The 21350-nt window shown below is 64.6% G+C and carries 20 protein-coding genes; 12 read left to right on the top strand and 8 right to left on the bottom strand.

Translation table 11 applies throughout. From position 1 onward, the window contains the following. The first annotated feature begins 204 nt into the window (after positions 1-204). From ACE04A_RS15885 to ACE04A_RS15910, 6 genes are all read left to right on the top strand, one after another. On the top strand, positions 205-1290 hold the full coding sequence (locus ACE04A_RS15885; protein WP_448718719.1) for an ABC transporter ATP-binding protein: 1086 nt from the start codon (positions 205-207) through the stop codon (positions 1288-1290). Then, complete coding sequence (locus ACE04A_RS15890) at positions 1290-2378, top strand: ABC transporter ATP-binding protein (RefSeq protein WP_448718720.1); 1089 nt, start codon at positions 1290-1292, stop codon at positions 2376-2378. Before ACE04A_RS15885 ends, ACE04A_RS15890 begins: the two co-directional genes overlap by 1 nt. After that, a complete protein-coding gene (locus tag ACE04A_RS15895) occupies positions 2375-3265 on the top strand; it encodes a carbohydrate ABC transporter permease (RefSeq protein WP_050446975.1) in 891 nt (296 codons plus the stop codon). Before ACE04A_RS15890 ends, ACE04A_RS15895 begins: the two co-directional genes overlap by 4 nt. Beyond that, a complete protein-coding gene (locus ACE04A_RS15900) occupies positions 3258-4070 on the top strand; it encodes a carbohydrate ABC transporter permease (protein ID WP_100855963.1) in 813 nt (270 codons plus the stop codon). Before ACE04A_RS15895 ends, ACE04A_RS15900 begins: the two co-directional genes overlap by 8 nt. 12 nt (positions 4071-4082) lie before the next feature. Then, positions 4083-4391, top strand: coding sequence for a DUF2160 domain-containing protein (locus tag ACE04A_RS15905; RefSeq protein ID WP_485820294.1), 309 nt, complete (start codon positions 4083-4085; stop codon positions 4389-4391). A 120-nt stretch (positions 4392-4511) separates the two neighbouring features. Further along, the gene (locus ACE04A_RS15910; protein ID WP_100855961.1) at positions 4512-6242 is read left to right on the top strand and encodes an ABC transporter substrate-binding protein; all 1731 of its coding nucleotides are present in this window, start codon (positions 4512-4514) and stop codon (positions 6240-6242) included. A 109-nt stretch (positions 6243-6351) separates the two neighbouring features. Here the strand turns inward: ACE04A_RS15910 and ACE04A_RS15915 are convergent, their stop codons facing one another. Beyond that, the gene (locus ACE04A_RS15915) at positions 6352-6921 is read right to left on the bottom strand and encodes an aspartate/glutamate racemase family protein (protein ID WP_448718722.1); all 570 of its coding nucleotides are present in this window, start codon (positions 6919-6921) and stop codon (positions 6352-6354) included. Here ACE04A_RS15915 and ACE04A_RS15920 point away from each other — a divergent pair. After that, entirely contained in the window at positions 6898-8436 is a 1539-nt protein-coding gene (locus tag ACE04A_RS15920) for an alpha/beta hydrolase family protein (RefSeq protein WP_485820295.1), read from the top strand. The two genes, ACE04A_RS15915 and ACE04A_RS15920, sit on opposite strands and share 24 nt — an antisense overlap. A 515-nt stretch (positions 8437-8951) precedes the next feature. On the opposite strand, the gene ACE04A_RS15925 is transcribed toward ACE04A_RS15920, so the two are convergent. Further along, complete coding sequence (locus ACE04A_RS15925; RefSeq protein ID WP_448718724.1) at positions 8952-9854, bottom strand: NAD(P)/FAD-dependent oxidoreductase; 903 nt, start codon at positions 9852-9854, stop codon at positions 8952-8954. 230 nt (positions 9855-10084) lie between these two features. On the opposite strand from ACE04A_RS15925, the gene ACE04A_RS15930 reads away from it, so the two are divergent. Then, positions 10085-11212, top strand: a complete 1128-nt coding sequence (locus ACE04A_RS15930; protein ID WP_259248032.1) for an acyl-CoA dehydrogenase family protein — start codon at positions 10085-10087, stop codon at positions 11210-11212. 146 nt (positions 11213-11358) lie between these two features. On the opposite strand, the gene ACE04A_RS15935 is transcribed toward ACE04A_RS15930, so the two are convergent. The 5 genes from ACE04A_RS15935 to ACE04A_RS15955 form a co-directional block, all read right to left on the bottom strand. Continuing rightward, positions 11359-11748, bottom strand: a complete 390-nt coding sequence (locus ACE04A_RS15935) for a DUF2784 domain-containing protein (protein ID WP_259248025.1) — start codon at positions 11746-11748, stop codon at positions 11359-11361. A gap of 44 nt (positions 11749-11792) precedes the next feature. Beyond that, positions 11793-12368 (bottom strand): restriction endonuclease, encoded by a 576-nt coding sequence (locus ACE04A_RS15940; protein ID WP_100855957.1) that lies wholly within the window; start codon positions 12366-12368, stop codon positions 11793-11795. Then, entirely contained in the window at positions 12365-12592 is a 228-nt protein-coding gene (locus tag ACE04A_RS15945; protein WP_100855956.1) for an RNA-binding S4 domain-containing protein, read from the bottom strand. The genes ACE04A_RS15940 and ACE04A_RS15945 overlap by 4 nt, the downstream gene beginning before the upstream one ends. Before the next feature lie 33 nt (positions 12593-12625). Beyond that, a complete protein-coding gene (locus ACE04A_RS15950; protein ID WP_279996117.1) occupies positions 12626-13303 on the bottom strand; it encodes a DUF502 domain-containing protein in 678 nt (225 codons plus the stop codon). Positions 13304-13443: 140 nt separating this feature from the next. Next, entirely contained in the window at positions 13444-13911 is a 468-nt protein-coding gene (locus tag ACE04A_RS15955) for an Lrp/AsnC ligand binding domain-containing protein (RefSeq protein ID WP_050446963.1), read from the bottom strand. A gap of 134 nt (positions 13912-14045) precedes the next feature. Between ACE04A_RS15955 and ACE04A_RS15960 the strand changes: the two genes are divergently transcribed. The 4 genes from ACE04A_RS15960 (at position 14046) to ACE04A_RS15975 (ending at position 20481) form a co-directional block, all read left to right on the top strand. After that, positions 14046-15347 (top strand): D-amino acid dehydrogenase, encoded by a 1302-nt coding sequence (locus ACE04A_RS15960; protein ID WP_259248020.1) that lies wholly within the window; start codon positions 14046-14048, stop codon positions 15345-15347. A gap of 75 nt (positions 15348-15422) precedes the next feature. Beyond that, positions 15423-16547, top strand: coding sequence for a metallophosphoesterase family protein (locus tag ACE04A_RS15965; RefSeq protein ID WP_448718726.1), 1125 nt, complete (start codon positions 15423-15425; stop codon positions 16545-16547). Next, positions 16544-19171, top strand: a complete 2628-nt coding sequence (locus ACE04A_RS15970; protein ID WP_485820296.1) for an AAA family ATPase — start codon at positions 16544-16546, stop codon at positions 19169-19171. The genes ACE04A_RS15965 and ACE04A_RS15970 overlap by 4 nt, the downstream gene beginning before the upstream one ends. Before the next feature lie 428 nt (positions 19172-19599). Beyond that, on the top strand, positions 19600-20481 hold the full coding sequence (locus ACE04A_RS15975) for a DMT family transporter (RefSeq protein ID WP_448718728.1): 882 nt from the start codon (positions 19600-19602) through the stop codon (positions 20479-20481). On the opposite strand, the gene ACE04A_RS15980 is transcribed toward ACE04A_RS15975, so the two are convergent. After that, on the bottom strand, positions 20462-21350 hold an 889-nt coding region (locus ACE04A_RS15980; protein WP_485820297.1), incomplete at its 5' end, for a hypothetical protein. The genes ACE04A_RS15975 and ACE04A_RS15980 overlap by 20 nt on opposite strands.

The following is a 21350-nucleotide window of genomic DNA, read 5'->3' on the forward strand; positions in this document are numbered from 1 at the left end:
TGATAAAACAACAAAAGCGAAAAATAATGCCGCACTGCAAGATTGTTTTTTGTTCGCTTCTTGGGTAAAACGCAAAAAAAACGAAAGCCACCTGAAAGAGTATGCTCATCCTGTTACGCCATTGCGCGTAGCGGCTGGGGCGCTGTACCGAATACCGAAGTCCGTTTTTAAAACAGGGACATATAAGTAGGTTGAGGAGACTAGATGCAGCTGACCTTGGACAGGATAGGTTTGCGAGCCGGTTCGCAAACGCACCTGACTCCCATGAGCTTGGCCCCCGTGCCGGGAGCCATGACGGTGCTGCTGGGGGTGACCCTGGCGGGAAAAACCTCGTTGATGCGCATCATGGCCGGGCTGGACCGACCCACCGAAGGCCGCGTGCTGGTTGACGGCGTGGACGTCACGGGCGTGCCCGTGCGCCAGCGCAACGTCGCCATGGTCTACCAGCAGTTCATCAATTACCCGTCCATGTCGGTCTACGACAACATCGCGTCGCCGCTCAAGCTGCGCGGCGAAAAGGACATCCGCGAAAAAGTCCGCGCCATGGCGGCCCGGCTGCACATCGACCACCTGCTGGCGCGCTACCCGTCTGAATTGTCGGGCGGGCAACAGCAGCGAGTGGCGCTGGCCCGGGCCTTGGTCAAGGACGCGCCCTTGATCCTGCTGGACGAGCCCCTGGTCAACCTGGATTACAAGCTGCGCGAAGAACTGCGCGACGAGCTTTCGGAATTGTTCGCCGAAGGGCGTTCCACCGTGGTCTACGCCACGACCGAACCCGGCGAAGCCCTGTTGCTGGGCGGCCACACCGCCGTGCTGGACGCGGGTGAACTGCTGCAATACGGTCCCACCGCCGAGGTCTTTCACCGCCCCAATTCCATCCGCGTGGCGCGCGCGTTCAGCGATCCGCCCATGAATCTGTTCGCGGCCCGGCGCACGGACACGGGTTTCGTCCTGCAAGGCCAGGTGGCGGTTGACCGCAGCCTGCCTGCGGAAGCAGGCGCCGACATCACGGCGGGCCTGCGCGCGGGCGCGCTGGACGTGGAGCCGCGCCCGGGCCATATCGGCCTGGCCGGCGTGGTGAAGCTGGCTGAAATCTCAGGCTCCGACACCTTCGTGCATGCGGAAACGGCCGCGGGCGACGTGGTAGCGCAACTGCCCGGCGTGCACCGCTACACCTTGGACGAGCGCGTGCAACTGTATTTCGACCCGGCCCAGACATATGCCTTCGACGTCAGCGGCGCGCTGTTGGCCGCGCCGCGCCAGCCCGTCGGCGCCGGGGAGGTGGCCTGATGGCGCAGATTGAGCTGGACCTCTCCCATTCCTACGTCGCCGACCCCAAAACCGACGACGACTACGCACTGCTGCCGCTGCAATTCACCTTTCGCGACGGCGGCGCCTATGCCTTGCTAGGCCCGTCGGGCTGCGGCAAGACCACCTTGCTCAACTGCGTGTCCGGCTTGTTGCGCCCCTCGCACGGGCGCATTTTGTTCGACGGACAAGACGTCACTGGCAAATCCCCGCAAGCGCGCAACATCGCGCAGGTGTTCCAGTTTCCGGTGGTCTACGACACGATGACGGTGGCCGACAACCTGGCCTTTCCGCTGCGCAACCGGGGCGTGCCGCCCGAGCGCATCCGCGAACGGGTGGGCCGCATTGCCGAAATGCTGGAGATGTCGCACGTGCTGGATCGCCGTGCCAGCGGCCTTACGGCAGACGCCAAGCAGAAGATATCGCTGGGCCGTGGGCTGGTGCGCAGCGACGTGTCGGCCATTCTGTTCGACGAACCCTTGACCGTGATTGACCCGCAACTGAAGTGGGAGCTGCGGCGCAAGCTCAAGGAAATCCATCACGAATTCAAGCTGACGCTGATCTACGTGACGCATGACCAGACCGAAGCGCTGACATTTGCCGACCAGGTCATGGTGATGGCGCGCGGTCGCGCCGTGCAGGTGGGCAGCGCGGACGATCTTTTCGAACGGCCGGCGCACACCTTCGTGGGCCATTTCATTGGGTCGCCCGGCATGAACTTCCTGCCGGCGCAATGGCGCGACGATGCGCTGTGGGTGGGGCAGGCGCGCGTGCAAGGGGTTACCCCCGAGGTGGCCGCAAAGCTGGCCAACGCAGGCCCCATCAAACTAGGCGTGCGCCCGGAATACCTGCGGGTGACGGACGCGAACGCGGCGGGCGCCGTGCCCATGCGCGTGGAGCGCATTCAGGACGTGGGCACCTACACCTTGCTGGTGGCCGACTTCGAAGGCACGCCCGTGCGCGCCCGCCTGGGTAGCAACATCGTGCCCGCCGCCGTCGGCGGCACCGTCTGGTTGTCGGTGCTGAATCCGCACACCTGCTTTTACCGCGACGAGGTGCTGATCCCATGAAACCCATCGATCACCGGGCCTGGTTCCTGGTTTTGCCCGTGGTGTTGTGCGTGGCGTTCTCGGCCATCTTGCCGCTGATGACCATCGTCAATTATTCCGTGCAAGACATCATTGCCCCCGACCGCCGCGTCTTCGTGGGCACCGAGTGGTTTGCGGCCGTGCTGCAAGACGAAGAGCTGCACGGCGCCTTGTTCCGCCAGATCGGCTTTTCGCTGGCGGTGCTGGCCATTGAGATTCCGCTGGGCATCTTGCTTGCCCTGTCCATGCCCGCCAGCGGTTGGCGCGCGTCGGCCGTGCTGGTGATCATTGCGCTGTCCTTGCTGATTCCGTGGAACGTGGTGGGCACCATCTGGCAGGTGTTCGGCCGCACCGACATCGGGCTGTTGGGCGCGACCTTGTCGTGGCTGGGGGTGGACTACAACTACACCGGCAACGACGTGGACGCCTGGGTGACCGTGCTGGTCATGGACGTGTGGCACTGGACGCCGCTGGTCGCGCTGCTGTGCTATGCGGGCCTGCGCGCCATTCCCGACGCCTACTACCAGGCGGCGCGTATCGACGGCGCGTCACGGCTGGCGGTGTTCCGCTATATCCAACTGCCCAAGATGCGCGGCGTGTTGATGATTGCCGTGCTGCTGCGCTTCATGGACAGCTTCATGATCTACACCGAGCCCTTCGTGCTGACGGGCGGCGGGCCGGGTAACGCCACGACGTTCCTCTCGCAGTACCTGACGCAAAAGGCCGTGGGCCAGTTCGACCTGGGCCCCGCCGCGGCGTTCTCCATCATTTACTTCCTGATCATCCTGCTGCTGTGCTTCATCCTCTACAACTGGATGCAGCGCGCGGGCACGACCGGCGGCGTCGACGAGGAGCATCCCCATGCGTGACCAATCCACCTGGTGGCGTTCCGCCTTCCTGATCCTGTACCTGGTGTTCGCGATGCTGCCGCTGTATTGGATGTTGAACATGTCGTTCAAGACCAATACCGAAATCGTCAGCACGCTGACGCTGTGGCCGCGCGACTTCACCTTCGAGCATTACCGCACCATCTTTACCGACCCCGCCTGGTATTCGGGCTACATCAATTCCCTGATCTACGTCGTGATCAATACGGTGATCTCGCTGGCGGTGGCGCTGCCCGCCGCCTATGCGTTTTCGCGCTACCGCTTCATCGGCGACAAGCACGTGTTCTTCTGGCTGCTGACCAACCGCATGACCCCGCCCGCCGTGTTCCTGCTGCCGTTCTTCCAGCTCTACAGTTCGTTCGGGCTGATGGACACGCACCTGGCCGTGGCGCTGGCGCATCTGGTGTTCAACGTGCCGCTGGCCGTGTGGATCCTGGAAGGCTTCATGTCCGGCGTGCCGCGTGAAATCGACGAAACCGCTTATGTGGACGGCTATTCCTTTCCCCGGTTTTTCCTGACGATCTTCCTGCCGCTGATCAAGTCGGGCGTGGGCGTGGCGGCGTTCTTCTGCTTCATGTTCAGCTGGGTGGAATTGCTGCTGGCGCGCACGCTGACGTCGGTTAACGCCAAGCCCATCGTGGCCACCATGACCCGGACCGTGTCGGCGTCCGGCATGGACTGGGGCGTGCTGGCGGCGGCCGGTGTGTTGACCATCGTGCCCGGCGGCATCGTCATCTGGTTCGTGCGCCACTACATCGCGAAGGGTTTCGCGATGGGCCGCGTGTAGAAGGGGGCCGACATGTTCAGTTGGATGGTATGGACCACGCCGGTTGCCGTGTTTTTCACCTGCATCGTGCTGATGCTGATTGGCATGACCGTGTGGGAATTGAAGTCGCCCACGGTCGAGCGCAAGGGCTTTCTGCCGCTGCGCACCACGCGCGGTGACAGGCTGTTTATTGGATTGATGGCCGCGGCCTGGCTCAACCTGGCGTTTCTGGGGTTTGGCGAAAAGGTGATGGAGTGGCTGTCACTGGATGAGCCGCCATCGGTATGGATCAGCTTCGTGGCGTCCATGCTGTTGCTGGCTTTCATCATGAAAAAAGGCTGAAGGGGCGCGTCGACCCCTGGCAGGTTGGGATGGATGGTTTTGAAGGACTGCGGCCCGCATCTTCCCCGGCCAGAGGTCCGCAGCAGAACAGAAGGGGAAGGGTATTCGAGGAGACAGGTCATGAAATTGCGCATGCACGCCATGGCGGCCGCTATCGCCCTGATCGGCACATCTGGGGCTTGGGCCGGCGAGCCGGAGGCGAAGAAGTGGGTGGATTCCGAGTTCCAGCCTTCCACGCTGTCCAAGGACCAGCAGATGGCCGAGATGAAGTGGTTCATGGACGCCGCGGCCAAGTTGAAGGCCAAGGGCGTCAATGAAATCAACGTCGTGTCGGAAACCATCACCACGCACGAGTACGAATCCAAGACGCTGGCCAAGGCGTTCAGTGAAATCACCGGCATCAAGGTCAATCACGACCTGATCCAGGAAGGCGACGTGGTCGAGAAACTGCAAACGTCGATGCAGTCGGGCAAATCGATCTACGACGGCTGGATTTCGGACTCCGACCTGATCGGCACCCATTACCGCTACGGCGCCATTTTGCCGCTGTCGGACTACATGGCCGGCGCGGGCAAGGAATGGACCAACCCCAACCTGGACATCAAGGACTTCATCGGCACTAAGTTCACCACCGCGCCCGACGGCAAGCTTTACCAATTGCCCGACCAGCAGTTTGCCAACGTGTATTGGTTCCGCGCCGACTGGTTCGCCCGGCAAGATTTGAAAGACAAGTTCAAGGCCAAGTACGGCTATGACCTGGGCGTGCCCACCAATTGGTCCGCCTACGAAGACATTGCCGACTTCTTCTCGAACGACGTCAAGGAAATCGACGGCAAGAAGGTCTATGGCCACATGGACTACGGCAAGAAAGACCCGTCGCTGGGCTGGCGCTTTACCGATGCGTGGCTGTCCATGGCCGGCGCGGCCGACAAGGGCTTGCCTAACGGCATGCCGGTGGACGAATGGGGCATTCGCGTGGCCGACGACAAGTGCACGCCGGTGGGCGCGTCCGTGTCGCGCGGCGGCGCCACCAACAGCCCGGCCGCCGTCTATGCGTTGACGAAGTACATCGACTGGATGAAGAAGTACTCGCCGCAGCAGGCCATGGGCATGACGTTTTCGGAATCCGGCCCGGTGCCCGCCCAAGGCCAGATCGCCCAGCAGATCTTCTGGTACACGGCCTTCACCGCCGACATGACCAAGAAGGGCCTGCCGGTCGTGAACGACGACGGCACGCCGAAATGGCGCATGGCGCCGTCGCCCTATGGCCCGTACTGGAAGGACGGCATGCAGAACGGCTACCAGGATGTGGGTTCATGGACGTTCTTCAAGTCCACCAACCCCGACAAGATGGCCGCGGCCTGGCTGTATGCGCAGTTCGTCACGTCGAAGTCGGTATCGCTGAAAAAATCCATCACCGGCCTGACTTTCATCCGCGACAGCGACATCAACAGCGAGTTCTTCACCAAGAACGCCGCCAACTACGGGGGGCTGATCGAGTTCTACCGCAGCCCGGCGCGCGTGGCATGGACGCCCACCGGCAACAACGTGCCGGATTACCCGAAGCTGGCGCAGTTGTGGTGGAAGAACGTGGCCACGGCCGTCACGGGTGAGAAAACCCCGCAGGCCGCCATGGACAGCCTGGCCAATGAGATGGACCAGGTGATGGCGCGGCTGGAGCGCGCAGGCATGGCGCAATGCGCGCCCAAGCTGAACCCGAAGAGCAACCCCAGCAAGTGGCTGTCGGACCAGCACGCGCCGTGGAAGAAGCTGGCCAACGAGAAGCCCAAGGGCGAGACCATTCCCTATGAGCAACTGCTGGCAGCCTGGAAGGAGGGCAAGGTTCGGTAGGGGGTTGGGTGAACAGGCAGGGCGCAGCCCACGGATAGCCGCATCGGTTATCCGTGGGCGGTGGCGAATGGGCGAGGGTGTGTGCTTGCCGGTTCGCTAACCGGGTTCCCTAGCGCGCCTGCAAGCCGGCGTGCAACGCGGCGCGCGCCGGATCCAGGGGCCGGCGTTGGCCCTCTACCAAAGCCCCGGCGGCTGCCATCCACGGATGCGCGAAAGCCACCACTTCAGCGCCTTGCGCAAACGCCTCTTGCGCCGCGTGTGCGCAGGCCTTCAAGCACGCGGACGTATCGCCCGCCTGGAACAAAGCCCAGGCGTTCGGCACCAGCCGCACCGCCACCGATGCCCCGCTGGCCAGGGCATGGCGTTCGAACAGCGCCCGGTTGGCATCCACGGTGGACGCCACCGCGCACAGCACTACGATGGGTTTGCCCGCGCTTGCGGTCACAGCCGCTGTCGCCAAGGCGACGTCAGCGCGGATGACCGGCACCGGCCAATCCTGGATGCTATCCACCATGGGGCCCAGCGTGGCGCAGGTGACGATGACGGCATCCGCATCGGTCGCTAGATTCCGTACCGCGTCGCTGACCTGATCACGCAACGCGCCGTCCGTTGCCAAGCCTTGGCTAACCGCCTCCCGAAGATCCGGGCGCACGTCGTGGCGCAACTGCGTGGCGCTCAAGCCAGCGTCGGCCGCCGCATGCTCAAATACGGCCTGATTGCTATCAATGGTGTGCAAGAACGAAATACGCATCCGAAGCCATCCTGTTATTTACGGTGTGCGGGCATTGTTCTACCGCGCCGCCGCTGCAACAAGACCAGTCCGGATACCGGTATTGTCGGTACCCCGCTTTTCTCCATGCTCTGTTCGACCATGACTCTGCATTCCCATTGCCATTCGCATTGCCATTCAAGCCACCATTCGAGCCGCGATTCGAGTCAGCATTCGAGCCACCATTCGAGCGGCGATTCGAGCGGCGATTCGAGTCAGCACTCGAGCTGCGATTCGAGTCAGCACTCGAGCCGCGATTCGGATAGTCGTTCGTTTTGGCGTGCGGTTTGCGCCACGGCTCCCGCGCTTGCCGTTCTACTTGCCAGCGTGTTGGCGCCGGGCGCTGCCCAGGCTGCCGGCTTTCAGCGTCTGACGATACCCATGGACATGAACGGCCCGGCGCTTACGGGCGGCATCTGGACGCCGTGCGCCGCGCCCGCGACTGAGATCAAGCTGGGCCGCGCCACCATCCCTGGCGTCCTGAACTGCGCCGTGCCCGAAGGTCGGCATTCCTTGATCGTGATGTCGCATGGGTCGGCCGGTTCATTCTTGAGCCATCACGACACCGCCGCGGCGCTGGCGGATGCGGGCTTCGTGGTGGCCGCCATCAACCACGCGGGCGACAACGCGCAGGACCGTTCGCGGCAAGGGTATCTGTCGATCTTCTCGACGCGCCCGCGTGAGATACGACGCGTAATCGACTACATGACCACCGCCTGGCCACAGCAAGCGCGCGTGGACGCCGCCAAGATCGGCGCCTTCGGTTTTTCTCGCGGCGCGTATACCGTCTTGGTGTTGGCGGGCGCCAAGCCAGATTTTCAGGCAGGCCTGGCGGTTTGCCAGGACGCGCCGACGCTTCCCATGTGCCGCGATATCGCATCCGGGAAAATTCCTCAGCAGCCCTATGTGCAGGATGCGCGCATCAAGGCGGTGATCATTGCAGATCCGCTGAATGCTTTTCCGGGCAATGCGTTGCAAGCGGTGAAGATCCCCGTGCAGCTTTGGGCGTCAGAGCTGGGCGGAGACGGTGTAACCCTGGCCGGTGTGGAAGCGGTGAGGCTGGGGCTGGGGCGGGGGCCGGGGCAGGTTGAGGGCGGGGGCCAGGATCAAAGCCAGGATAGGGATCAGGAGCAAAGCCAGGATCAGACCCAGGATCAAAGCCAGGATAAGGATCAGGATCAAAGCCAGGATAAGGATCAGGGCCGGGGCCACGCTCCGAATTATCAGGTGGTGGCAGGCGCTGGCCACTTCGCGTTCCTGGCACCTTGCCCGCCCGACCAGGCGCAAGCCGACATCTGCCAGGACGCGCCCGGCTTCGACCGCCGCCAATTCCATCAAGCCTGGAACGCCCGCATGGCGGCGTTCTTCAAGGCGCACATCAGCGATACCGTGATCCCCCCGACACCGACGCCCGCCAACCGGTGACCCGCCCCGGCCTCCTGTCCATGATGCGTAGGATGGGTGAAGCGCGGCAATGTCTGCCCGCGAAAACCGGCGCCTGCCGCGCGTAACCCATCAGCCACGTCCGCGCGATGGGTTACGCGCGATCTTCGGCTGGGTTCTTGTGACGCGTATCGCGCGCTTCACCCATCCTACGGGCGGGCATCGGCGTGCTATTCACGATGCGTAGGATGGGTGAAGCGCGGCACCGCCTGCCCGCGAAAACTGGCGTCTGCCGCGCGCAACCCATCAGCCACCTCCGCGCGATGGGTTGCGCGCGATCCTCGGCTGGGTTCTTGTGACGCGTATCGCGCGCTTCACCCATCCTACGGGCGGCGATGGGCGTGCTGTTCACGATACGTAGGATGGGTGAAGCGCGGCACCGCCTGCCCGCGAAAACCGGCGCCTGCCGCGCGTAACCCATCAGCCACGTCCGCGCGATGGGTTACGCGCGATCCTCGGCCGGGTTCTTGCGCCGCGTATCGCGCGCTACACCCATCCTACGAACATTCCATCACCAGCGAACGATGCGCGCACACGCCCGCCATCACCCCGGATGCGCTGGCTAGCGTGGCGTTGCTCATGGGAATGGCGGCGTCGCCCGCGGCGAAAACGCCTTCAATGCTTGTCTGCCGCAGATCATCCACGCGAATCAATGGACCCAGGGGGCCGTCGTTGAACGCGCAGCCCAATTGCGCGGCCAGCGGGCTGGCCATGTGCGTCTTGCTGGCCACGAACAGCGCGTGGACTGCCATGCGCCGCCCGCCGGCCAGCTTGACCGCGTCCAACCCGGGCGTCGTGCCCATCAGTTCAACGATAGGGCTGCGTTCGATACGCACGCCGCGCTTGGCCATCAAGGCGGCCTGTTCCTCATCCGGTTCAAATTCGCCCTGCGTGAAGTACGTGGTGGGCCCCCAGTCCGGCAGCAGCATGGCCTGGTGCGCCGACAGTGGATGCGCCGCCATCACGCCCAACGGGCTGCCGGCCACTTCATAGCCATGGCAGTAAGGGCAGTGCAAGACCGTCTTGCCCCAACGCTCGTTCAAGCCGGGCAGGGCGGGGAGTTCGTCGCGCAGCCCGGTGGCCAAAATCAGCCGCTTGCCTTGCACCTGCTGCCCGTCCCGCATCGTTACTTCAAAGCGGCCGATTGAACCGCTGGCGGTCACGGCATCGCCATCCAGGAATGTCACGGTGGGATAGTGGGCCAATTGTTCGCGGGCCTGCTGCACGATGTCATGCGGCGTCTTGCCGTCCTGGCCCAGAAAGCCGTGCGAGTGGGCAGCGTAGCGGTTGCGGGGCTGGCCGCCATCGATCAACACGATGCGCCTTCTGGCGCGAGCCAGTTGCATGGCAGCCGACAGGCCGGCAAAGCTGCCGCCCACAATGATCACGTCGTAATTCATCCGCAAACTCCTTTCCATTGTTCATCAAGATACTTGATAAGTTGCATGATAATTCGATTGTCGATTTTCACGCAACATCAAAAGTTCTTGATGCGAAAAGCCTTGCCGCGCACCCGTAGTCGACGGTGTATCCTCGACTTCCGTGCCGCGTCCACACCCCGACGCGATACGACAGAACAAGGCGGGCGGCGCCCATCCTGCGCCAGCCCTGGCAACCCAGGAGACAAAACATGCTGTTGACCGAAGAGCAACTCAGTATCCAGGAGATGGCGCGCCGTTTCGCCATGGAACGCCTGGCGCCAAACGCCGAGCGCTGGGACCGTGACCACCACTATCCCGCCGACGCCATTCAAGAGATGGCGCAGTTGGGTTTCTTCGGCATGCTGGTGCCCGAGGAATGGGACGGCAACGACAGCGGTTACGTGTCGTATGCCGTGGCGCTGGAGGAAATCGCGGCCGGCAGCGGCGCATGCTCCACGATCATGAGCGTGCACAATTCGGTCGCCTGCATGCCCATCCTGAAGTTCGGCAACGACGCGCAGAAAGAGCAATTCCTGCGGCCGCTCGCAAGCGGCGAGCACATCGGCGGCTTTGCCTTGACCGAGCCACAAGCGGGCTCGGACGCCAGCAGCCTGCGCACCCGCGCCCGCCGCGACGGCGACGACTACGTCTTGAACGGCGCCAAGCAATTCATCACGTCGGGCAAGAGCGGCCAGACCGTGATCGTCTTCGCGGTCACCGACCCCGACGCCGGCAAGCGCGGTATCTCGGCCTTCATCGTGCCGACCGACACCCCCGGCTATCAAGTGCTGCGGGTGGAAGATAAGCTGGGCCAGCACGCGTCGGACACCTGCCAGATCGCGTTTGAAGACATGCGCATTCCCGCCGCTTACCGGCTGGGCGAGGAGGGGCAGGGCTACAAGATTGCGTTGGCCAACCTGGAGGGCGGGCGCATCGGTATCGCGTCGCAATCGGTGGGCATGGCGCGGGCCGCCTTTGAATGCGCGCGCGATTACGCGCGTGATCGCCAGGCCTTCGGCAAGCCCATCATGGAACATCAGGCCGTGGCGTTCCGCCTGGCCGACATGGCGACGCAGATCCATGCCGCGCGCCAGATGGTGCTGCATGCGGCGGCGCTGCGCGAAGCCGGCAAACCGGCGCTGATGGAAGCGTCCATGGCCAAGCTGTTCGCATCCGAAATGGCCGAGAAAGTGTGTTCGGCCGCCATCCAGACCTTGGGCGGATACGGCTATCTGAAAGACTTCCCGGTCGAACGCATTTACCGCGACGTGCGCGTGTGCCAGATCTACGAAGGCACCAGCGACATCCAGCGGCTGGTGATCGCGCGGGGTTTGTAATCCGCGTCGCGCGTAATCCGCGGATTTGCAAGCCAAGGGTCTCTAAGCGCCAGCTTTGCAAGCCCGGATTTGCAAACCCCGGATTCACCAGCCCCAGATTCGCAAACCCCATCCCCAGGCTTGGGTCTCAGACCTTGCCCATACGCCTACCGGCGGTGGGGCGCCTCGCGCCGCGCACGCCGGCGTCGGCGTGCCCACAGGGCATACACCACGATATTGCCGACGATCAACAGCGCGGCCAGCACCATCTGCGTGGTCCGGGTGATGCCATCGGGGTAGATGATGCCCAGCAAATAATGTTCGATGAAGCCGCCCGCGTAGCCTTGTTGCCCCGCCTGTTGGCGCAGCGACACTTCCAGCGGGGTCAGGGGGCAGATCCAGCCCATGCCAACCACGACCGCGCCCCACACCAGCGCCGGCAGATGCCAGTAGGCCATGCGCGGTCGCCACAGCGCCAGCAGCCCGCCGAACACCACGAAGGCAACAAAAAGCCCGTGCACGACAAGTACCAGGTCGGCAAGAATGCGGTAAGTCATTGGAATATCCGGAGGGAACGCAAAGGCACGACGGGCAGACTGGCTCAGACCTTCAGGTCGCGCAGCAGCTTGGCCAGTTCCGGCGCCGTCATCAGCGACACGCCTTGTGCCTTGGCATATTTCCAGGCGTTGTCCGACACGTCGCCCAGGGCGATGTAGATGGCTTCGCGCGCGCCACGCTTTTCACGCACGGCTTGCAGTTCGCGCAGCGGCTCCACGCCAACGCGCGCGGCCTTCCAGCGCTTGGCGCTGACGATTGCCACGTGGCCGTCTTTGCTCAAGGCGAAGTCCGCACCCGGCGTTTGCAGGCGTTCGACCTCGCAGCCATCGCGCTTGAAACCGGCTTCAACGGTGTTGGCGAAGTCGGCCCAGGACATGGCCGCGGTGGCTTCGGCCACGGCTTGCACGCGCGTTTCCGACGGTGCCCGCAACTGCTTGTAGGCCGCCATGATGGCAATGACCGCGAACGGTACCGCCGCGAACACACCCATCGCCGCGTACTCCAGCGGCAGCGCGGCAAAACCGCCGGCGCTAAGCAGCACGGCCACGCCCGCGCTCATCCACCACGGCGAGCGCAGCAGCACCGCGAAGATGGAATTCTTGGCCATCTTGAGTTTCATTGCGGGGCTCGCACAACGATGCGGATGTCGCCGCAAGTGACGATCTGGCCGTCGCGGATCTTCGCGGTCTTGCGCGTTTCGATGACGCCGCCCACGCTGACCTGGCCGTCGGCCACCATCATCTTGCCCGCGCCACCGCTGTCGCAGACGCCGGTGGCTTTCAAGAGCTGGTTGATTTCAATATAGGGGCTGCCTTCGGCAAGCGTGAATTCAATAATGGGCATGGGTTGCGCGGAAAGGGATAGGTGAAAAGCCGGTCAGGCCGGGTCGCCGCTATTCGTGTTGGCGGGCGGGGGCGGCGGGGGCGCCACGGGCGTCTCCGGCACGGGCGGGGCCGTGGGGCGGCTGTTGTTCTCGGCGCGCGCCATCCAGGCGATCAGCGACGAACGCATGGCTTCCTCGACCGACATCTGGATGGGCTGCACCCAGTCTTGCGGCACAAACACGGTGTAACCGCCAATCATGTAGCCCATGGGCAGGTAGACGGCCACGCGGTCGCCTTGCGTAAACCCTTCGGGCAAGCCTTCCATGCTGCGGCGGGTCACCAGGCCCACCAGTTCCAACTGCTGGCCCGGCACGCGCAGGATAACGACCTGTTGCGCCGTGTTCTTGGAGCTGGGCGAAAAGTAATCGGCAAAGCTCTTCAGTGATGAATAAATGCTTTTGACCACCGGCAGGTTGGTGAAGGGCATTTCCACCACGGTCAGAAACTTCTGCACGCGTTGCTTGGACACCAGATAGCCGATGGCCAGAATGCCCAGGATGCCCAGCGCCAGCCCCATGCCCGGTACGTAGAAGCCGCCGATGAAGGGGCGCAGGAACGTCAGCGCCACGGCTTCCGTCCACGCCAGGAAGATGTAGAGCAGGTAAATGGTCAGGGCCAGCGGCAGCACGGTAATCAGGCCGCGGAAAAAATATTTATAGAGGCGATTCATAGGCAGGGACTAAAGAATTGGGGTCGGACCAGGGTTGGGCAGCACGGGTCAGAGGGCCGCCAGCATAGCAGCCGCGGGCGCGCGCGCCCGTAACAAACCGCGTATCCAGTGGGGCGCTTGCCCCAGTGCCGACGTGGCAACTACCGATCCACCGGCAGATACAGGGTTTCCTTGATTTCTTCCATAACGATGTAGCTGCGGGACTCCGCCGACGCCGGCAAGCGCTTCAGGATTTCGCCCAGCAGGCGGCGGTATTCGTTCATTTCCGTCAGGCGGGCCTTGACGAGGTAATCGAAATCGCCAGACACCAGATGGCATTCCATCACTTCGGGCACGTACAGCAGCTCTTTCTTGACCTTGTCAAACACGTCGCCGGATTTGGCCGATAGCTTGATCTCTAGAAAGACCAGCAGGTTTTTGCCCAACGCTGCTGGATTGACGCGCGCATGGTAACCCGTGATGACGCCTTCGCGTTCCATCCGTTTGACCCGGTCCGAACAGGGGGTGGCCGACAAGCTGACCCGCTCGGCCAGATCGGTAACGGAAATGCGGCCTTCGCGCTGCAGGATTTCCAGGATTTTCAGGTCAATTCGGTCTAGGTCGCGCATTTCACTTTTGCCGATCGGAAAACAGGGGGTGCCCCAGAAAAAGCGCTGCCAAAGGGAAATAATCAGTGCTTTTCACTGCGATTGGGGTCATAGACTACCGAAATAACTGAGTAAATCCAAATACGGAAAGAATCATGCATGTAATCGTCCTAGGCAGCGGCGTTATTGGCACCACGACCGCGTATTATCTCGCCCGTCAGGGTGCCCGCGTGACGGTCTTGGACCGCCAGCCCGCCGCCGCCCAGGAAACCAGCTACGCCAACGCCGGCCAGGTCTCGCCGGGCTATTCCACGCCCTGGGCCGCGCCCGGCATTCCGCTGAAAGCCATCAAGTGGCTGTTCAAGAAGCACGCGCCCTTGGCGATACGCCTGGACGGCAGCCTGTACCAATTGAAGTGGATGGCCGCCATGCTGGCCAACTGCTCGGCCGACCGCTATTCGGTCAATAAAGAGCGCATGCTGCGCCTGGCCGAATACAGCCGCGATTGCCTGCGCGAACTGCGCGCGTCCACCGGCATTCATTATGAAGAGCGCACGCGCGGCACCTTGCAGTTGTTCCGCACCGACGCCCAGTTGGAGGCCGCCCGCCGCGATATCGCCGTGCTGGAAGAAGTGGGCGTGCCCTACGAACTGCTGGACCGCAACCGCCTTGTCACGGCCGAGCCCGCCCTGGCGCGCTCGATCCACAAGCTGGCCGGCGGCCTGCGCCTGCCCAACGACGAAACCGGCGACTGCCGCCTGTTCACCACGCGGCTGGCCGAGATGGCCGCCGCGCTGGGCGTGGACTTCCGCTACAACCAGACCGTTTCCGGCTTGAATACGGCAGGCGGGCAGATCACCGGCGTGCGCGTGGGCAACGAAGTCTTGACGGCCGACCGCTACGTGGCCGCCTTCGGCAGCTACACGCGCGGCCTGCTTGAGCCGCTGGGCCTGGATCTGCCGGTCTACCCGGTCAAGGGCTATTCGCTGACCATCCCCATGAAAGACGAGGCCGCCGCGCCCGTCTCCACCATCCTGGACGAAACCTACAAGATCGCCGTCACCCGCTTTGACGACCGCATCCGCGTGGGCGGCATGGCCGAACTATCCGGTTTCGACCTGCGCTTGAAGGACGCCCGCCGCAAGACCCTGGAACTGGTCGTCAACGACCTGTTCCCCGACAGCGGCCACGTGGCCCAGGCTGAATTCTGGACCGGCCTGCGCCCGATGACGCCGGACAGCACGCCGATCGTCGGGCCCACCCGTTACGGCAACCTGTTCCTGAATACCGGCCACGGCACGCTGGGTTGGACCATGGCTTGCGGCTCCGGCAAGCTGGTGGCCGATCAGGTGATGGGGCAGCGCCCCGCCATTCGCACCGACGGCCTGGGCATCTCGCGCTACGAGCGCGGCGCGGCGTCCAGCCCGTCCCTGGTGTTGGACGGCAAGGGCGCTTGAACGGGCGCTGAGTCGGCGTGACGGATTCGGCACGCTGCCGCTTTGGCGGGTGCCGGCTTATGCCAAAATCGGCGCATGACTCATTTCCTGCATACCGCCGACTGGCAGATCGGCCGTCAATACGGCCAGTTTGAAACCGACGACGCCGCCATCCTGGCCGAAGCGCGCTTTGATGTGGTGGCGCGTATCGCGGCGCTTGCCGCCGAACGCCGTGTGGATGCCGTGCTGGTGGCGGGCGACGTCTTCGATACGCAAGGCGTGTCCGACCGCAGCATCCGCCGGCTCTTCGCCGCCATGGCTGCCTATGCCGGCCCTTGGGTCATGATTGCCGGCAACCACGACGCCGCCTTGGCCGACAGCGTCTGGAGCCGCGCCGCGCAGTTGGACTGCATTCCCGCCAACGTACACGTGCCGACGCGCATCGGCGTGGTGGACTTGCCCGCCATCAACCTGGCCGTGCTGGCCGCGCCGCTGACCCAACGCCATACCTACGACGACGTGACACAGTCCTTCGACACGCTGGACACCGAAGCCGGCCGCGTGCGAGTGGGCCTGGCCCACGGCAGCGTGGCGGGCCGTTTGCCCGACACCATCGACGCCACCAACCCCATCGCGCCCGACCGCGCCGCCCGTGCCCGCCTGGACTACCTGGCGCTGGGCGATTGGCACGGCTGCCTGTCCATCGACGCACACACTTGGTACGCCGGCACGCCCGAGCAGGATCGCTTTCGCGGCAACGAGCCGGGCTACGTGCTGGACGTGCACATCGATGCGCCGGGGGCCACGCCTGTGGTCGAACGCATCGCCATCGGCAAGTACCGCTGGTCGGCCTGGGCAGAAACCATCAGCCTGCCCACTGACGCCCAAGCGTTGGCAGAGCGCCTGGCGGCGTTGCGCGCTGACGATGTCCTGCGGCTGGACGTGCAAGGCCACGTCAATATGGAAACCTGGGACGCGCTGCAACGCGCCGTGGACCAGGCCGCCGCGCAGGTGCGTGCCTTGCTGCCCGACCTGTCCGGCTTGCGGCTGGAGCCTGACCAGGCTGATCTGGCCGAACTGGGCGCCAGTGGCTACGTGGGCGACGTGGCCGCGCAGTTGCAAAGCATGCAAGGCGAGGGCGAGCAGGCTGCGGTGGCAGGTGAGGCCTTGCGCTTGTTATTGCGGTTCCAGCGCGAAAGCGCCATGGGGGCCGCCAAATGAAGCTGTCAAAGATTGCGCTTGAAGAGTTCCGCAAGTTTCGCCAACCCTTGGTGCTGGACGGCCTGCAAGACGGCTTGAACCTGTTCGTGGGCGCGAACGAGGCCGGAAAAAGCACCGTTGCCGCCGCCATACGCGCGGCCTTTCTTGAACGCTACAGCACCAGCAAGGTCGCGGACTTGGCGCCGCATGGCGAGTCTGGCGCGCGGCCCAGCGTGGAGCTGTCGTTCGCGCATGCCGGCCATACCTATGTCTTGAAAAAGCAATTCCTGTCGCGCGCCCGTTGTGAATTGCTGATCGACGACGGCGCGCAGCGCCTGGATGGCGAAGAAGCCGAGAACGCGCTGGCCGCTTTGTTGGGCTTTGAACTGCCGGGCCGTGGGCAAAGCAAGCCGGATCTGGCCGGCATCCCCGGCTTGTTGTGGATTCAGCAAGGCGACGGCCACAATCTGCAAGCGGCGGCGTCTTACGCCGGCACGCATTTGCGCGATGCGCTGACGCAGTTGTCCGGCGAGCTGGCCTCAAGCGATGGCGACCGCCTGTTTGAGCGCGTGTCAGCCGAACGCGCCGCCTTGCTGGATGCGCGCAACGGCCGCCCCAAGGGCATCTATAAAGACGCCGAAGACGCCCTGGCGCGCGCCACCACCGAACGCGACGATTGCGCGCAAGCCATGGCGCAGTTGAACGCCGACGTGGACCGCCTGGCCGAACTGCGCCGCGAGCACGAACGCGCCCAGGCCAACGAACCCTGGAAAGACTTCGAGGCCAAGGCCGCTGATGCACGCGCGCGGCTGGCGGCGGTGGCGAAACAACGCGAGGCACTTGACGGTCTGCGCCGCGAACAGGCGCAAGCCGCGCAAACGCTGGCCTTGCTGCAAGACCAGGTGCGGCGCGATCAACAAGACGAAGCCGATTACCAGGCGCTGGTGCAGGAAGCGCAGGGCGCGCGCGCTCGGGTGGACGCGGCGCAAGCGCCGTTGGCTCGCGCGCAGCAACAACAGCAGGCGCATGCCGCCGCGGTCGACGCCGCCCGCTTGCGGGTGGCCGCCGTTCAGGCCGTAACCGATCGCCGCGACCTCGAACACCAACTGGCCCAGTTGAATGCCGAAGTCGAACGGCTGGACGATGCGCTCAAAGCCGTCACCGTGCTGATCGAACAGGGCTCAACACTGAAGGCCGAAGCGCTGCGCATTGAAATCGCCGACGGCGACATCGACGCACTGCGCAAGGCCGAACGTGAACTGGCCAATCTGCAACTGCGCCAGCAAGCCATCGCAACACGCTTGTCGTACCAACTTGAGCCAGGGCGCCAGGCAACGTTGGATGGCCGGGCGCTTACCGGCGCCGACCAAGTGTTGCTGACGTCCGCCGCCAACCTTGAACTGCCCGGCGTGGGCCGCTTCCGGATAGAGCCGGGCGGCCAGGATCTACCCGCACTGCAACGCGAGCTAGTCGGCCTGCAAGCGGCGTGGGCAGCCTTGCTGGAACGGTTGGGCGTGTCAACGCTGACCGATGCCGAGCAGCGCCATGCGCGCTATACGGCGTTGCAGCGCGAGCTTGACGGCATGCGCAAGACGCTGGCCATCCATGCGCCCAAGGGCGTGGATGTGTTGCGCGGCCAGCGCGACGAGGCCCTGGCCCGCCGCGTGCCGTTGCAAGAGCGGCTGGCCAAGCTGCCCGCTGCGGGGCTGGCGGGTGAAGACAACCTGTCTGCCGCCACCCAGGCATTGCGCGAAGCCACGGCGGTGGCCGCGCAGGCCGACGCATCGCTGGCGGCAACTCAGCGTGCGCTGGATGCGGACTTGGCGCGCGCGCAACTGCTGGAAGGGCAGGCGGCGGCACGCGCGGTGGATATGCAATCCGCCGAACGCGCCGCGCAGCGGCAGGCACGCGCCGGCCGCTTGGCCGAAGTGCGCAGCGCACACGACGACCTGGACCGTCGCGTGCGCGAGGCGCAAGCCGCGCTGGCGGAACACCGGCCCGAACTGGCCGAGCAAGATGTCCAACGCTATGAAAAGTCGGCGTCGATCGAGCGCGAGGCGCAACACAAGCGGCATGGCGACATCCTTCAATTGCAGGGCAAGCTGGATCAAGCCGGCGCGCAGGGCTTGGGCGAACGCCTGTCGGAAGCCACCGCGGCATGCGAACGGCTGGCGCGTCGCCGTGATGAGCTATCGCGCCGCGCGGCCGCGCTGGACTTGCTGCAGAAGCTGCTGACCGACAAGCGCGCCGCCGCCACGCAACGCTTGCAGGCGCCGCTGGCTCGCCGCTTGAACCACTACCTGGCATTGCTGTTTCCAGACGCCGCGCTGCGGCTGGACGAGGCCTTGCTGCCCACGGCGCTGCGCCGCGCCGAGGGCGAAGACTTGCTGGATGCGCTTAGTTTCGGCACGCGCGAGCAACTCGGCATCTTGGCTCGTTTTGCGTATGCGGATCTGCTGCGCGAGGCCGGGCGGCCCACCTTGCTGTTGCTGGACGACGCACTGGTGCACACCGACGACGCCCGCCGCGACTTCATGAAACGCGCATTGTTCGACGCGGCAACGCGCCACCAGATCCTGATGTTCACCTGCCACGGCGACGCCTGGCGTGACATGGGCGTGGAACAGCGGCGCATCGGCGCTTAAGGTTCTTGACGGGAAAAGGGGCGGTCGGTAGTCTGTGCGGATGCCCGATTTCACGCCCCTCGCCAGCCTTGCCCTTGCCGCCGCAGCCGCAGCGGCCGACGGCATGCGCCGAGGCTCGGCGCGAGTGACGGGCCGCGGGTTTTCCCCTGCGCTTTCTGCTGGCATTTGTTCTGCCACCTCTCCCGTCGTTTCTCCTGTCTTCTCTGCGGTGATGTCGCCGCCCGTCTCGCCGCCCGTCGGCGGGGTCCGTGGCGCGAACCCGCCCGCCGTGGTCGTGATCGGCTGATCGCCGACCCACCATTCCCGGCTCCAGCTCCCGTTCATAGATAGTCCTTCAGTGTGCGACAGACGTGCGCCATGCGCGTGCGCGCTTGTCGGCCGTCGGCTATCGGTCTGGAGCCTGTGCATACCCTGACAGGTGAAATCTCATGTTTTCGAATCGCATCTCGTGGGCCGCTTACGGGTCCACAACCTTGTTCGTGCTGCTGTGGAGCGCCGGCGCAATCTTCGCCAAATGGGGGCTGTCGCATGCGTCGGCCTTCGGCTTTCTGCTGCTGCGTTTCCTTCTGGCGTTGTCGGTGCTCCTGCTGATTTGCATCCACCGCAAGCGCTGGTTGCCCGCGCCGGGCACGCGCGCGATGGTCGCGGCAACCGGCCTGTTGCTGATCGGCGTCTATTCCATCTGTTATCTGCTGGCCCTGGACCACGGCATTACGCCGGGCGTACTGGCCACCTTGCTGGGGGCGCAGCCCATCCTGACCTTGGCGCTGATGGAACGGCGTTATGAACCGGCGCGCATCGCCGGCCTGCTGCTGGCGTTGGCGGGCCTGGTCATGGTGGTGTATCAAAGCATCGGCATGGCGCGCTTCTCAGTAGCCGGCATGGCGTTCGCGTTTGCTGCCCTTGCCAGCATGACGGCGGGGGCCATCCTGCAAAAGCGCGTCACGCAGGCGCCGTTGGATGTCATGCCCTTGCAGTACGCGGTAAGCCTGGCGCTGTGCCTGTTGCTGGCGCCGTTCCAGCCGATAGCAGCGCAATGGAGCATCGGCCTGATCTTGCCCTTGGTCTGGATGGGGCTGGTGATTTCTATCGGCGCGACGCTGCTGTTCTACCGCATGATCCAGGCCGGCAACTTGGTCAACGTCACCAGCCTGTTCTATCTGGTGCCGGCCGGCACGGCAGCCCTGGATTACCTGGTGCTGGGCAACCGCCTGTCGGGGCTTAGCCTTGCCGGCATGGGCGCGATCTTGCTGGGCTTGATGCTGGTGTTGCGGCATCAAGCCCCCGGGGTTACGCCAAGGCGGGGCTGACCGGCAGGGGCCTCGCCTGGCGGGTGCTGCCCGCGTTGGCAGTGCTGCCTGCAATGTCGTTGCTGTCTGCGTCTACGTTGCCGTCAGCATCGACCTCGCCGTCAGCATCAACGTCGCCGTCGGCCACGGTGCTGGGGCCAGCCCAGTGCCCGCTGACCAATTGGGCAGGCCGCGATCGCGCAACGACCCGGGCGCAAACGGACCAGGCGTCCAACCTGACGCTCAGTCCGGCGTAGACCCCGTGGCCGTCGCCGGCCTGGATCACGCCGTCTGCTTTCACGCCTTCACCGGCGCGGATGGAGCCGTCGGCTCGGATGTCTCCCCCGGCGATCATGCCCCAGCCCGAGGCCAGATGGTCGCCGCATTGGATGGCGCCACCGGCCTGAATGCCGGAGGTGGCGCTGATGGCGTTGTCGGCGCGCACATCGCCGCCCGCCTTGATGCCTTGGCCGCATTGGATGGCGCCTTGCGCTCGCACGTCCTGGCCTGCATGCAAGTGGCCGGTGACGGCCAGGTCCTGGCCCGCGCAGATGTCCCATTTGGCGCGCACGTTGCCACGGCACTCCAGGCGCGAGGCCGACTCGATGCCCCAGTCCGCGCTGATGTCGCCGCCCGCGTGGATCTCGCCGCCGCTTGCGATGTTGGCGGCGGCCGTGATGTTTTCGCCCGCCATGATGGTTTCGCCGGCGCGGATGCCCCCGCCCGTGATGATGCTGCGCCCGGCGCGCACCACCGTGTCCACATTGATACCCATGCGAATTTCCAGCGTGCCCGCGAAGACGATGGCATTGGCGTCAAGCGAGTCCAGCCTGAGCACCGCGTCGGTCGGGCCAAACTGATCCAGCAGCCAGTTGGCGTGCCCCCCCCGC

The sequence above is a fragment of the Achromobacter colocynthidis genome, assembly GCF_057334535.1.